The 14,085-nt window shown below is 35.3% G+C and carries 11 protein-coding genes; 8 read left to right on the forward strand and 3 right to left on the reverse strand.

The genetic code is table 11. The features are described from left to right. Nucleotides 1–8: 8 nt before the first annotated feature. Both hemB and E0F76_RS02980 read left to right on the forward strand, forming a co-directional pair. The gene (gene hemB, locus E0F76_RS02975) at nucleotides 9–1,001 is read left to right on the forward strand and encodes a porphobilinogen synthase (RefSeq protein ID WP_132001106.1); all 993 of its coding nucleotides are present in this window, start codon (nucleotides 9–11) and stop codon (nucleotides 999–1,001) included. Between the two features lie 2 nt (nucleotides 1,002–1,003). Continuing rightward, nucleotides 1,004–1,396, forward strand: a complete 393-nt coding sequence (locus tag E0F76_RS02980; protein WP_132001109.1) for a c-type cytochrome — start codon at nucleotides 1,004–1,006, stop codon at nucleotides 1,394–1,396. 444 nt (nucleotides 1,397–1,840) lie between these two features. Here the strand turns inward: E0F76_RS02980 and E0F76_RS02985 are convergent, their stop codons facing one another. After that, complete coding sequence (locus E0F76_RS02985; RefSeq protein WP_132001112.1) at nucleotides 1,841–2,908, reverse strand: T9SS type A sorting domain-containing protein; 1,068 nt, start codon at nucleotides 2,906–2,908, stop codon at nucleotides 1,841–1,843. A 245-nt stretch (nucleotides 2,909–3,153) separates the two neighbouring features. Between E0F76_RS02985 and E0F76_RS02990 the strand changes: the two genes are divergently transcribed. From E0F76_RS02990 to E0F76_RS03015, 6 genes are all read left to right on the forward strand, one after another. Continuing rightward, on the forward strand, nucleotides 3,154–3,627 hold the full coding sequence (locus E0F76_RS02990) for a methylated-DNA--[protein]-cysteine S-methyltransferase (protein ID WP_132001115.1): 474 nt from the start codon (nucleotides 3,154–3,156) through the stop codon (nucleotides 3,625–3,627). A gap of 71 nt (nucleotides 3,628–3,698) precedes the next feature. Next, entirely contained in the window at nucleotides 3,699–4,853 is a 1,155-nt protein-coding gene (locus tag E0F76_RS02995) for a serine hydrolase domain-containing protein (protein WP_132001118.1), read from the forward strand. Nucleotides 4,854–4,865: 12 nt separating this feature from the next. Next, nucleotides 4,866–5,579, forward strand: coding sequence for a 3'-5' exonuclease (locus E0F76_RS03000; protein ID WP_132001121.1), 714 nt, complete (start codon nucleotides 4,866–4,868; stop codon nucleotides 5,577–5,579). 186 nt (nucleotides 5,580–5,765) lie between these two features. Further along, on the forward strand, nucleotides 5,766–7,205 hold the full coding sequence (locus tag E0F76_RS03005) for a nucleoside recognition domain-containing protein (RefSeq protein ID WP_132001124.1): 1,440 nt from the start codon (nucleotides 5,766–5,768) through the stop codon (nucleotides 7,203–7,205). Between the two features lie 243 nt (nucleotides 7,206–7,448). Further along, nucleotides 7,449–9,050 (forward strand): fumarate hydratase, encoded by a 1,602-nt coding sequence (locus E0F76_RS03010; protein WP_132001127.1) that lies wholly within the window; start codon nucleotides 7,449–7,451, stop codon nucleotides 9,048–9,050. Nucleotides 9,051–9,230: 180 nt separating this feature from the next. Continuing rightward, nucleotides 9,231–9,947, forward strand: coding sequence for a (Fe-S)-binding protein (locus E0F76_RS03015; protein WP_132001130.1), 717 nt, complete (start codon nucleotides 9,231–9,233; stop codon nucleotides 9,945–9,947). Between the two features lie 25 nt (nucleotides 9,948–9,972). On the opposite strand, the gene mfd is transcribed toward E0F76_RS03015, so the two are convergent. Both mfd and E0F76_RS03025 read right to left on the reverse strand, forming a co-directional pair. Next, nucleotides 9,973–13,335, reverse strand: coding sequence for a transcription-repair coupling factor (mfd, locus tag E0F76_RS03020; protein WP_132001133.1), 3,363 nt, complete (start codon nucleotides 13,333–13,335; stop codon nucleotides 9,973–9,975). Then, nucleotides 13,328–13,930 carry a hypothetical protein gene (locus E0F76_RS03025; RefSeq protein ID WP_132001136.1) on the reverse strand — a complete coding sequence of 201 codons (603 nt, stop codon included), beginning with the start codon at nucleotides 13,928–13,930 and terminating at the stop codon, nucleotides 13,328–13,330. Before E0F76_RS03025 ends, mfd begins: the two co-directional genes overlap by 8 nt. Between the last annotated feature and the right edge of the window lie 155 nt (nucleotides 13,931–14,085).

Below are 14,085 nucleotides of genomic sequence, written 5' to 3' on the forward strand. Positions count from 1 at the left end.
AAATTACTATGTTCCCATTACAAAGAAATCGCCGGTTAAGAACCAACGAATCAATTCGTTCCCTCGTTCGTGAAACCTCCTTAAGTCCAACTGATTTTATGTTGCCAATGTTTGTTGCCGAAGGCAAAGACGTGAAAATTCCCATTGCATCCATGCCTGGAATTTACCGTCATTCGTTAGATAACACAATCAAAGAAGTAAAAGAAGCTTGGGATTTAGGCATCAAAGCTGTCAATATTTACGTTAAAGTTAGCGATAGTCTCAAAGACAATGCAGGTGTTGAAGCTTGGAACAAAAACGGATTGATGCAACAAACCATTCGCGCCATTAAAGATGCCGTTCCTGAAATGATAGTGATGCCAGACGTAGCCTTGGATCCTTATTCTATTTATGGTCACGATGGAATTATCAAAAACGGGCAAGTCATAAATGATGCCACCATCGAAGCCTTGACATTGATGAGTTTGAGTCATGCTGAAGCTGGTGCCGATTTCGTTGCACCAAGCGATATGATGGATGGTCGTGTACTTGCTATTCGCAAAGCATTAGAAGAAAACGGCCATCATAATGTGGGTATCATGAGTTATAGTGCCAAATATGCTTCGGCATTTTATGGTCCATTTCGAGATGCTTTAGATTCTGCTCCAGTAGATTTAAACGATGTGCCAAAAGATAAAAAAACCTACCAAATGGATTATGCCAATCGTATTGAAGCCATTCGTGAAGCATTGGATGATGTGGCCGAAGGCGCCGATATTGTGATGGTAAAACCAGGAATGGCCTACCTTGATATCGTTCGTGAAGTAAAAAATGCTGTTCATGTTCCCGTTGCGGTCTATCAAGTTTCTGGCGAATATGCGATGGTCAAAGCCGCAGCCGAACGAGGCTGGTTGGATCACGACCAAATTATGATAGAACAATTGTTTTGTATCAAAAGAGCCGGTGCCAATATTATTTCAACCTATTTTGCCAAAGAAGCGGCAAAACTTTTAAATAAATAACTATGAGAAGTTTATTATTATTCATTATTTCGCTTTCACTTTTTTCTTGTAAAAAAGAAAGTTCAGAGTCTTTTGGAAAATCCGAAACCACTACTGAAACCATTGCCGAAGTCCAAAAACCAGAAGATTTAGGTAACGAAATATTTCACGGCAAAGGGGCTTGCATTGCTTGTCATAAAACGGATGAAAAACTTGTTGGGCCAAGTTTACAAAATATAGCCAGTATTTACAAAGAAAAAAACGGAGACATGGTTGCCTTCTTAAAAGGGGAAAAAGACCCAATTGTTGATCCCGAGCAATATGAATTAATGAAGCCCAATTTAGAACTCACCAAGACTTTTTCGGACGAAGAATTAAAAGCTCTGGAAGCCTATGTGAATTCGAATTTAAAATAATCTACGAAGAGCTTGCTGACGACTTAGGAGCTTAATCCTGCTGTCCACTATATCTTTGCGGCTGAACTCCAGCCACAAAGGATGCCGTTTCCATCAGGGCTACGAAAATACAGGAACCATTTGAGAAATCGAATGGTTTTTTACTTTCAACAACATCATTTCATAAAGGAATTAGCGTTTTTTTTCAATTTCCTATTCCTCCAAAAGTAACAAAATAATGGTTCGAGTGCCTTAGTATTCGTAAAAAACTCAAACACAACATTGGATCAAAAATAGTTTTTACTTACATCTTATAGGCAACTCCAAAAAAACAGTATTCTGAAATATCTCTAAATACTTTTGTTTTTTAAAAATAACAAGGATGATTCAATAGGTAATAGAGCAAAAAAAAACGGGGTTTTACATTGCAATGTAAAACCCCGTTTTAATTATATTATTTAAGTGTTATTCTACTACAATCTTTTTTGTTGTAGTACCATTTTCTGTTTGTACTTGTACTAAATAAATACCTTTAGATTGATTAGCCAAGTTTACCGTAGTACTATTTTTTGCAGACTGTACTTTTTTTCCAGTAGTATCAAAAACAGTAATCGTTTTTACTTCAGAAGTACTATTGATAGTAACTATACCACTTGTTGGGTTTGGAGAAACAGAAACGCGATTATCTGCTAAAGAGTTTTGTTTTACGCTTAACTGTCCTGTCAAAAGAAGTGCTGCATTTTTCCAAAGTGTCAGCATCTGAGGTGTTATGTTAGTACCATTACCAGCAGCCATTGCACCATAATTAAATCCAAAAGTAATCATTCTTTTTTGAAGAACGTCAGCAGCATTTGTTCCAATTTTAGTACCTGCAGGTATATCATTTATTAAAAGTGCTTTACTAACAACTGTAATCTCAGGAACTGTAGCTAACAAAGTACCAGTTGCCGAAAGGTCTAAACCATTCTCAACATCGATTGATTTTGGTCCTCCTGCCGCTCCATTATCCCCGAAGCCACTGCTGATGAAAAGAGGAATACTATTTCCTGAAAAAGTGATACCAGTAAACAAATCATTAGTCTGCTTGGAAGGATCTACAGTAACTGCTAAATTTGATGTAGCAGTTGTTGTAGCAATAGAAGTAATATGGTTTTTACTACCTTGAAAGGCATATACTTTGTTGAAAATACATGGAATTGGAATATTTCTAATGCCTAGTATTCCAGCTGGATCAAAGATAGTATTAGCTGAACCAAAAGTTTCTTGCACTATAACTAAATCATAATTACTTAGCACAGTTCCAGAAGAACCTGCACCATCATCTGTAATTACTGTAAGGGCAAAACGTGAGTCAGCATTAAACATCCTAATAATTGCATCATTAGTAACTGTAGAAGCTGAAGGATCCATCGTTTTTTGAAGTGTGATGTAGGCTATTTTTTTCTGAGCCATCATTTGGATTGGCAGAACTGCGACTAGTAACATTAATAAGAAAGCGGTTGTTTTTTTGTTTTTTTGTAATTTTTTTTTCATAATTTTCAATGATTAAAAAGGGTTAAAAATAAATTGTTTACAAATGTATTTTTTACATTTATCGTAAATATAGTGAAAATAAATTATGAACAAAACATTTTTTTTAAAAAACACAATCGATTACATCAATAAAAAGCAAGTTATAATTTGATAAATGACAAAACACACATATATATATTAAAAAAATTTAACTTATATTAAGTCCATAGTTATAACTTTGAGTGCTTATTTTTATTTTTAAAATCATGGAAACGACTTTTATAAAAACACCAATAGGCATTGCCAAAATTATCGGTGATGAAAATGGTATTCTGGTAATTTCTGTATCAGATGAAGGGGAAGTTTCTAATTTAGTTCCATTCATTTTACAAGATTCCGTTTCCCAACTGAACGAGTATTTCGAAGGAAAGAGAAAAGATTTCACTTTCAAACTGAATCCCGAAGGAACCAAATTTCAACTGAGAGTTTGGAAAGGATTACTTGAGATCCCATTTGGGAAAACAATGTCGTATCTAGAATTATCAAAAAAATTGGGTGATGTCAAAGCGATTCGAGCTGTAGCTTCAGCTAATGGAAAAAACCCATTGTGGATTGTCGTTCCCTGTCACAGAGTTATTGGAACTGATGGTTCTCTTACAGGTTATGCTGGCGGATTATGGCGCAAAAAATGGTTGTTGGAACATGAATGCCCTTCGCAACAGCAAACACTTTTGTTATAAGAAAAAAGACGAGCACTAAAAAAACCATCTTTTATTTATGTAAATTCGTACTCCAGCTAATATTTAATTTTATGAATAGACTTAAAAAGATCCTAATCGAATTAGTAGCTTTTATTACAATTGTAATTGCATCACTTTATCTATTAAATTATGATTATTTATTAAAAGCTGTTCGAATCACTTATTTGAACGGACATAAAACAGCTTTTTTAGACGACTATAAATATTTCAACAACCGAATCATTGAAAAAGGCAGTCTACCACAACCTTGGAATATTTCCAGAAATTACAACCAAGTACAACCTACTGCCCAACTTGAAAAACTACATCAAGAAATTGGAACTGTTGCCTTTTTAATAATAAAACAGGATAGCATTTGGAACGAAAGCTATTATGAGAACTACACGAAAGATTCCAAATCAAATTCTTTTTCAATGGCCAAAAGTATTGTTACAGCTTCCTTAGGCAAAGCAATTATGGATGGAAAAATTAAAAGTTTAGACCAAAAGGTTGCTGATTTTTTTCCAGAATTCAAAAAAGGAAAGTCCGCTAATATGACTTTGGGTGATTTAGCATCAATGGCGTCAGGATTGGATTGGGACGAATCCTATTACGATCCTTTTTCGATTACTACTCGTGCTTATTTTGAGGAAGATTTAAAATCAGTAATTGTAGGCTTAAAGGGCATAAACGAACCAGGAAAATCGTATAAATACCTCAGTGGTAACACCCAACTTTTGGCCATGTGCGTCGTTAAAGCCACTGGAAAAAACTTGGCTAATTATGTGTCCGATTCTTTTTGGAAACCTATGGGCGCCGAAAACGAAGCTTATTGGCAAACGGATTCGGCAAACGGAATCGAAAAAGCCTTTTGTTGTATCGCTAGTAATGCAAGAGATTTTGCTCGATTTGGAAAATTGTATTTACATAACGGAAAGTGGAATGGCAAGCTGCTTTTGGACAGTAGCTTTGTTGCCAAATCGGTAAGGCCACGATTCAAAGAGGCTCCACAATATGGTTATGGATGGTGGTTGTGTAATTATAAAAACAAAAATGTATTTTATATGCGCGGTCATTTAGGACAATATGTAATCGTAGTTCCTCAAGACGAGCTAATTATTGTTCGATTAGGACATCGTGATATTCCAAGTACTAACGGAACTCCTCATAGTGATGATTTTTATACCTACCTTGACGAAACCTATAAAATGTTGTCTAAAAAATAATTTTGAAAACGAATGATAGAAAAAATTAACCTCAATAACATTCTCTTTCTCGATATTGAAACCGTTCCAGAAGTGGCTAATTTCAATACGTTGGATGATGAAATGAAAGCTTTATACGAACAAAAAACCCAATACCAGCGCAAAGATGAATACACTCCTGAGGACTTTTATGACAGAGCAGGAATTTGGGCCGAATTCGGTAAAATTGTATGCATTTCAGTAGGTTATTTTGTCAATAAAAATGACATTCGAAACTTCCGAGTGACTTCGTTTTTTGGGGAAGAGAAAAAGATTTTAGTAGATTTTAATAATCTATTAAACAATTATTTCAACCAACCCCAACACGTTTTGTGTGGTCACAATGCCAAGGAATTTGATATTCCGTTTATCGCCCGTCGCATGATCATTAATAATATTGCCATTCCCAATAAACTGAATTTATTTGGGAAAAAACCTTGGGAAATTCCACATCTCGATACGTTAGAATTATGGAAATTTGGCGATTACAAGCATTACACTTCCTTGAAATTATTGTGCAAAATACTTGGAATCCCTTCTCCGAAAGGCGATATCGATGGCAGTCAAGTGGGGCATGTTTTTTATGTTGAAAAAGATATTGACCGCATTGTAACCTATTGCGAAAAAGACACCATTGCCGTAGCACAAATTTTTCTACGTTTGAGGCGAGAAGAGTTATTGATTGAAGATGAAATTATTCACGTTTAAGTTTTCAAAGTTGTTCTATTGGAGTAACCCAAGTAATTAATGATGTCAAGTCGAGCGCAGTCGAGAATAGTTGCTGAGTCTCGACTGCGCTCGACTTGACAAATTGCATAAAAGAAACATTATTTGACATTGCAATTGCTTTTTGACATTGCAATTGATTTGTTACATTTACAAAAATTATAGATTATGGTATTGAGTAGATTTTGGTTGGTGATTTTTATTTCATCTATTGTTTTTATTGTGGTGAGTTTATTTACAGGGAACAGTTACACTATAGATTTTGTGCTAAACGGTAAGAAAGACGAGCCTATTTTAATTTCCGAAAAATACATTAATCAATTGCCGGTTTTTATCAAAGACAGTATCGAAAAATCTGCTGATAAAACCTTTATTTTAAATAACATCAAGACTGATCTAGATACGACTTATGTTTATTCAAGTAAAACCGTAAAGATATTTAGTGGAGTTCAAAAATCGGACGGATTATTACCCACTTGTAAAAGCACATTGCTTGATTTAATAATTCCACTTATTGCCTATTTGGCATTCTTCTGTGGCTTGATGGAGCTTTTAATTATTTCGGGAGCTTCTGGAAAATTAGCGGAAGTTTTGAGCCCAGTATTTGTGAAAGTGTTTCCGAGTATTCCAAAAAATCATCCTTCGATATCCTATATGACCTTAAATTTTGCCGCTAATTTCTTGGGATTAGATTCGGCTGCTACACCTTTTGGACTTAAAGCAATGGAAAGTTTGCAAGAACTCAACCCAGAAAAAGAGAAGGCCAGTGATGCCCAAATTATGTTTATGTGTCTGCATGCTTCTGGACTTACACTTATTGCAACATCGATTATTGGATATCGTGCTGCTGCCAATGCTAGCAATCCTGCAGATGTGATGTTACCTTGTATAATAACTTCTTTTATAGGTACAATCGCCGCTTTTCTAATTGTTGGAATAAAACAAAAAATTAATTTCAAGAGTGCGTCTTTGGTGGTAGCTTTAATCTCATTAATTGCAGCCATTATTGGATTATTGATGTATGTAAATCATTTGGATTTAATTGGTAAAAATTATTTTACAGCTAATCTTTCTGCTTTAATATTAATAGCAATTATTGCTTTTACTTTGATATTCTCTTTCATTAAGGAGAAGAAATTTGCAGATGCCAATACTACTGTTTTTGATTCTTTTGTAGTGGGTGCCAATAATGGCGTTAAGACAGGAGTGGTAATTTTTCCTTATGTTTTAGGAATGTTAGTAGCTATCTCTTTGTTTAGAAACAGTGGCCTGTTTGAAATTATTAGTAACTGGATTGCTTTTATTTTCTCTAATATGGGTGTCAACAAACAAATTACAGATGCTTTGCCAGTAGCATTGCTTAGACCATTTAGTTCTGCCGGATCACGTGGATTTTTGATAGATTCTATGAATACTTTTGGAGCTGATTCGATGACAGGACGTTTGAGTAGTATTTTTCAATGTAGTGCCGAAAGTACGTTCTACGTCATTGCGGTTTACTTTGGATCGGTAAATATAAAAAACACTCGTTATGCTTTGCCAACCATGTTGTTGGTTGATTTAATTTGTGTAATTACGGCGATTTTTGTGGCCAGTTGGTTTTTTTAATCAAAAAAATAAAAAACGTTTTGTTTACAACGGACGATCTATAATAATGTGGAACGGAATAAATAATCTCAAAGTGATGGAACATTTAATTGTGTCGTATTTTATTAAAATGCATAAAAAAAATCATTGAGACATTCAAGACAACCCAATAATTTATAACAATTATAAACCATTACTTGATATAAATCAGTTCTGAATCTGTGAAGAATTCTTATCTTTGGGTTTCTAAAAAAAACTCAAATTATGGACTTTATATACCAGGATCCTTATCCAATTTTAAAAGACGATACCCAATACCGTAAAATCACTTCCAACTACGTAAAAGTAGAAAAACTAGGCAATAGAGAAATCTTAACCGTTGACCCAAAAGGGTTGGAATTGCTTTCTCAAGAAGCTTTGAAAGATGTTTCGTTTATGTTGCGTACTGCACATTTGGCAAAATTAAAAGCGATTCTTGATGATCCAGAAGCGACAGACAACGACCGTTTTGTAGCTTATAATTTATTACAAAATGCAGCAGTAGCGGTAGAGGGAGAATTGCCATCTTGTCAAGACACAGGAACGGCGATAATAATGGCCAAAAAAGGCGAAAATGTATATACAGGTGTCGATGACGCCGAATGGTTATCTAGAGGAATTTTTAACACCTACCAAGAACGCAACCTTCGTTATTCCCAAATTGTACCTATCAGTATGTTCGAAGAGAAAAACTCAGGTTCAAATCTTCCCGCTCAAATTGATATTTATGCTAAAAAAGGCGCATCGTACGAGTTTTTGTTTTTGGCAAAAGGAGGAGGTTCTGCTAACAAAACTTATTTGTACCAACAAACTAAATCTTTGTTGAACGAAAAATCAATGGATGCCTTTGTTCGTGCCAAAATTATGGATTTAGGTACATCTGCTTGTCCACCGTATCACTTGGCTTTAGTGATTGGAGGAACGTCTGCAGAAGCGAATTTAGCGGCGGTCAAAAAAGCATCAGCAGGCTATTTTGATCATTTACCAACTTCTGGCAACATGTCTGGTCAAGCTTTTCGTGATTTAGAATGGGAGAAAAGAGTCCAGTTAATTTGCCAACAAAGTGCCATTGGAGCACAATTTGGAGGAAAATATTTCACTCATGATGTGCGTGTGATTCGTTTGCCTCGTCACGCGGCTTCTTGTCCAGTTGGGTTAGGAGTGTCTTGTTCTGCCGATAGAAACATCAAAGGTAAAATTACCAAAGACGGAATTTTTGTAGAGCAATTAGAAGTAAATCCAAAACAATTTTTGCCAGAAACTGCACCCCATTTGGAACCGGCAGTTGAGATTGATTTGAATCAACCAATGGCTGATATTCTTAAAAAATTATCGCAATACCCAATCAAAACACGATTGAAACTAAATGGTACCTTGATTGTAGCTCGAGATATTGCGCATGCTAAAATAAAAGAATTATTAAATGAGGGGAAACCAATGCCAGAATACTTTAAAAACCACCCTATTTACTATGCAGGACCTGCAAAAACACCTGAGGGAATGGCTTCAGGAAGTTTTGGACCTACAACTGCTGGACGTATGGACGTTTATGTAGATGAGTTCCAAAAAAATGGAGGAAGTATGGTAATGCTTGCCAAAGGAAATAGAACCAAATCAGTGATGAATGCTTGTAAAGCCTATGGCGGTTTCTATTTAGGGTCTATCGGAGGACCTGCAGCCATCTTGGCCAAAGAAAATATACTTTCAGTTGAGGTTGTTGATTTTGAAGAATTGGGAATGGAAGCCGTTCGTAAAATCACTATCAAAGATTTCCCAGCTTTCATTATTACGGATGATAAAGGAAATGATTTCTTTGAAAATTTATAAAATTTAATTAAAAAGAAACACAATTTTTACCGCAGATTCGCAGGTTCATTTAAAGAAATTTAAAATCAGTGAATCTGCGGTTCTATTTAATAGAAACTCTAAGTAAACAAAAACTAATTGTATAAATTTACAAAGTCAAAGTAAAATCTATACTTAACAAGATTAGCCTAAAGTAGCAATATGAATAACAATTCCGATTTAAAAGTAGTTTACTTTCCTTCCTGTATTAATAGAAGTATGGGAAAAAATAATTTTCAAAAAGCGGATGATTTACAACTTACGGAACTCACAAATCAATTGCTAGTTCGTGCTGGTTTTACTATTATTTATCCTGAATCGATGGATTCACTTTGCTGTGGTATGCCTTTTTCATCGAAAGGTTTTGCCGATACCAATCAATCCCAATCCCATGCATTAGAAACAGCTCTTTTGAAAGCTTCGGAAAATGGTACATATCCCGTTCTGTATGATATGAGTCCCTGTTTTTATCATTCGAAAGAAGAATTTTCGAAAGCCTTAAAAATCGTCGATCCCATCGAATTTATGTTGGATTATGTAATGCCGCATTTGGTTGTAAAAAACAAAAAAGAAACTATTAGCGTTTTCCCTGTTTGTTCCGTTAAAAAAATTGGAAAAATGGATCAACTGCTAGCTTTGTCCCAACTCTGCGCCGATTCAGTTATTATGATTGACAGCAATTGTTGTGGTTTTGCAGGCGATAGAGGGTTTCTGGTTCCTGAACTCAACGAATTTGGATTGCGTGATTTAAAAGAGCAAATTCCCGCCAATTGCAAAGAAGGCTATTCTACCAGTAGAACTTGCGAAATAGGACTAGAAAGTATGAGCGGAATCGATTTTAAATCTATTTTCTATTTGATTGAAGAAGTGACGAGGTAGATAGTAATTGTGTTAAAAAAAACTTTTATTTCCCCAACATCTCCATCAATTCCAAAGCTCTTCGAGTCGTTTTTACATTATCAAAAGTCAATAAAAGACGCAATCCGGCTGGGGTTTGTTTTTCTTTCATTACACAAATAGTGCTGTTTTTTTGTACAAACTGCAATACTTGATGGAAGCGTTTGCTAGTGTAAAAATCCGATTGTTGATCGGCAATAAAATAGCCAATCATCTTGCCTTTTTTCATGACCAATTTTTCGATTCCCACTTTTGTAGCTACCCATTTGATGCGAATGCTGTTCATCAAGGCATTGGCTCTTGGTGGCATGGGACCAAAACGATCAGTCAATTTATTTTGGAAAACAAGCAATTCTTCCTCGTTTTTCACATTGCCCAATTCACTATACAAACTCAAGCGTTCTGTGACATTGTTGATGTATTCATCTGAAAATAACAACTCAAAATCGGTGTCAATTTGAAGGTCTTTTACGTATTCTTTTTCAATTCCAGTATCTTCGGTTTCATACAAATCCTTGAATTCGTTTTCTTTCAATTCGTCGATGGCCTCGTTCATGATTTTTTGGTAAGTATCAAAACCAATTTCGTTGATGAAACCACTTTGTTCACCACCCAATAAATCTCCGGCACCACGAATTTCCAAATCCTTCATCGCAATATTGAAACCACTTCCCAATTCCGAGAATTGTTCCAAAGCCTGAATTCGTTTTCGTGCATCATCGGTCATCGCCGAATAGGGCGGACATATAAAATAACAAAATGCTTTTTTGTTGCTTCGACCGACACGACCACGCATTTGATGCAAATCGGATAATCCAAAATTGTTCGCATTATTGATAAAAATCGTATTCGCATTCGGAACGTCTAATCCGCTTTCGATAATGGTTGTTGCTACCAAAACATCGAATTCTCCGTTCATAAAAGCCAGCATCAATTCCTCGAGTTTTCTGCCTTCCATTTGACCATGACCAATTCCAACTCGGGCATCAGGTACCAATCGCTGAATCATTCCCGCCACTTCCTTGATGTTTTCTATTCGATTATTGATAAAGAAAACCTGTCCGTTACGCTGAATTTCATAAGAAATCGCATCCCGAATTAACTCTTCATTAAATCCAACCACATTCGTTTCTATCGGATAACGATTGGGTGGTGGCGTAGTAATTACGGATAAATCACGTGCTGCCATCAACGAAAACTGCAAAGTTCTCGGTATTGGCGTTGCAGTCAATGTCAAAGTATCAATATTTGCTGCTATGGTTTTGAGTTTGTCTTTTACGTTGACTCCAAATTTTTGTTCTTCGTCTACAATTAACAATCCCAAATCTTTGAAAACTACATTTTTATTGACCAATTGATGTGTTCCAATAACAATATCGAGTTTGCCTTCAGCCAATTGTTTCAGTGTTTCGGCCTTTTGTTTAGCGGTTCTGAAGCGGTTCAAATAACCAACAGTAACGGGCATATCTTTCAACCTTTCAGTGAAAGTTCTATAATGTTGGTATGCCAAAATGGTTGTGGGAACCAAAATCGCTACTTGTTTGGAATTATCCACCGCTTTGAAAGCTGCGCGAATCGCTACCTCCGTTTTTCCGAAACCGACATCGCCACAAACCAATCGATCCATTGGGCGATCACTTTCCATATCGGCTTTTACTTCTGCGGTAGATTTGGTTTGATCAGGTGTATCTTCGTAGATAAAAGAACTTTCCAATTCGTTTTGCAAGTAACTGTCAGGCGCAAATTGAAAACCTTTTTCCAAACGTCTTTTGGCATACAACTGAATCAAATTGAAAGCAATGTGTTTGACTCTTGCCTTGGTTTTTTGCTTCAGAATCTTCCAAGCATTCGAACCAAGTTTGTATATTTTGGGTGGAGTTCCATCTTTTCCGTTGTATTTCGAAATTTTGTACAACGAATGAATGCTCACATAGACAATATCATTATCGGCATAAACGAGTTTAATTGCTTCTTGAGTTCGGCCTTCGACCTGTATTTTTTGTAAACCACCAAATCGTCCAATTCCGTGATCGATGTGGGTTACATAATCACCCACAGATAATGTCGTGAGTTCTTTTAAAGTAATATTTTGCTTCTTCGAATAATTGCTCTTGAGGTTAAATTTATGATACCGCTCAAATATTTGATGATCCGTATAAAAGGCCAACTGCAATTCTTCGTCAATAAAACCTTGATATATTGGAAGTACAACTGTATTGTATTGCTTGCGAATATTTTCGGAGTTTTCTTCGTCTAATGTTTCGAAGATGTCGTGAAAACGTCGTGCCTGATTTTCATTGGCACAAAACAAATAATTTTTGTAGCCGTTGAAATGGTTGTCATTCAAATTATTTAACAACAAATCAAATTGTTTATTGAAAGAAGGTTGTGGTTTGATATGAAATTCGAAAGTTTTCTTCGTTTTATAAATAGGTTTCGAACTCAATTCGACTACCGAAAAATCGAGACTCTTCTTGATAAATTCCGCCTGATTCAAAAACAATTGATTCGGTTCTACATGAGTTATAGTCGAATTTAAATTTTCGAAAATCTCTGACGCTTTCGCAAAAAGACGATCCAATTTAGAAAACAAACCTTCCGTATCTTGAATAAAAAGAATGGTTTTGTCATTGATGTATTCTAAGAAACTTTCGCGGTTTTCCTGAAAGAATTTATTTTCGACATTGGGAATAATAGTGATTTTTTTCTGCTTTTCGATTGACAATTGCGTTTCTACATCAAAACTCCGAATACTGTCCACTTCATTGCCAAAAAATTCGATTCGGTACGGATTATCATTCGAAAAGGAAAACACATCGACGATACCACCACGAACCGAAAATTCACCAGGTTCAGTAATAAAATCGACTCTTTTGAATTCGTATTCAAACAGCACTTCATTGATAAAATCAATCGAAACTTTGTCACCAACGGCTACTTTCAAAGTGTTTTTGTCCAATTCTTTTCGGGTCACTACTTTTTCGAAAAGCGCTTCGGGATACGTGACAATAACGGCTGGTTTCTGAAGCGAATTAATGCGGTTTAAGACTTCGGCGCGAAGCAAAACATTAGCATTATCGGTATCTTCAATTTGGTAGGGACGGCGATAAGAACCGGGGTAAAACAAAACATCATTTTCACCAATCATTTGTTCGAGATCGTTCAAATAATAAGCTGCTTCTTCCTTGTCGTTTAAAATAAATAGGAATGGTTTTTCGGTTTTCTTGAAAAGCGACTGCGCCACAAAGGAAAGCGAAGAACCAATCAATCCGTTTAGTTGGATTTTTTGGTTAGTTTGTTGTAAACTATCGACAATTTGCTTGATTTTTGGCGAATTGTCATAGAGACTATATAAATTATTTTTACTCAACTCTAGATAAATTTGGGTCAATTGGCGTGTTTGGAATGGCTCTTGTGGTATCCAACATTTTCAATAATTCAGATTCTCCTGCTTCTAGTGGAATCTTATTTTTTTGAACTATTTTATCCATTTGGTTTTGCAAGTTTACTAATTCAGTATTGATTTCAGTAACCAAAACCAGTACTTCCTTGTCTGGTATCTTGTCCAAGTGAATGAATAAATCCAACATTCTAACCTTGGTGATAACTATATTGATTCGGCTTTGAATCTGTGGTTTATTAAAAACTAGCGGAATATTATTATTTAAAGCCATCACTTTTTTAGAAAGTTCCGTTGCTTTTTTCTGAAAAGCACCAATTGTAGTTTTGGGTTTTTGATCTAGTTCAGTGAGAAATAATCCCCATTCATTCCATGTTTTGGTATTATCCAGCGAAGTAGCATTAATAGGTTTTGCATTAAAAACCCATCCTTTATTGATATTCGAAAAAATCACTTCTTTCTTTTGAGCGTCTTTTGCGCTTTCAATTAGTCGGCTTTGATCCTCTTTTTTACAAGAAAAAAGTACTAAAAGCAAAGAAAAGAAGTATATAAATTTAAAGTTCATTCCGATTTCATTAAGGTGCAAAGTTACGAACTAAATTTACAATTCCGAATTACTATAATAGAATAACATTACAATTTCAACAAGTCAATTAGCTTGCATTATTTGTAAAAAATTAAACTAAATGAACGTATTTTTTTGTATATTTTTAATAAAAT

This window comes from Flavobacterium cellulosilyticum, from assembly GCF_004349355.1.
GTDB classification, from domain to species: Bacteria; Bacteroidota; Bacteroidia; order Flavobacteriales; family Flavobacteriaceae; genus Flavobacterium; species Flavobacterium cellulosilyticum.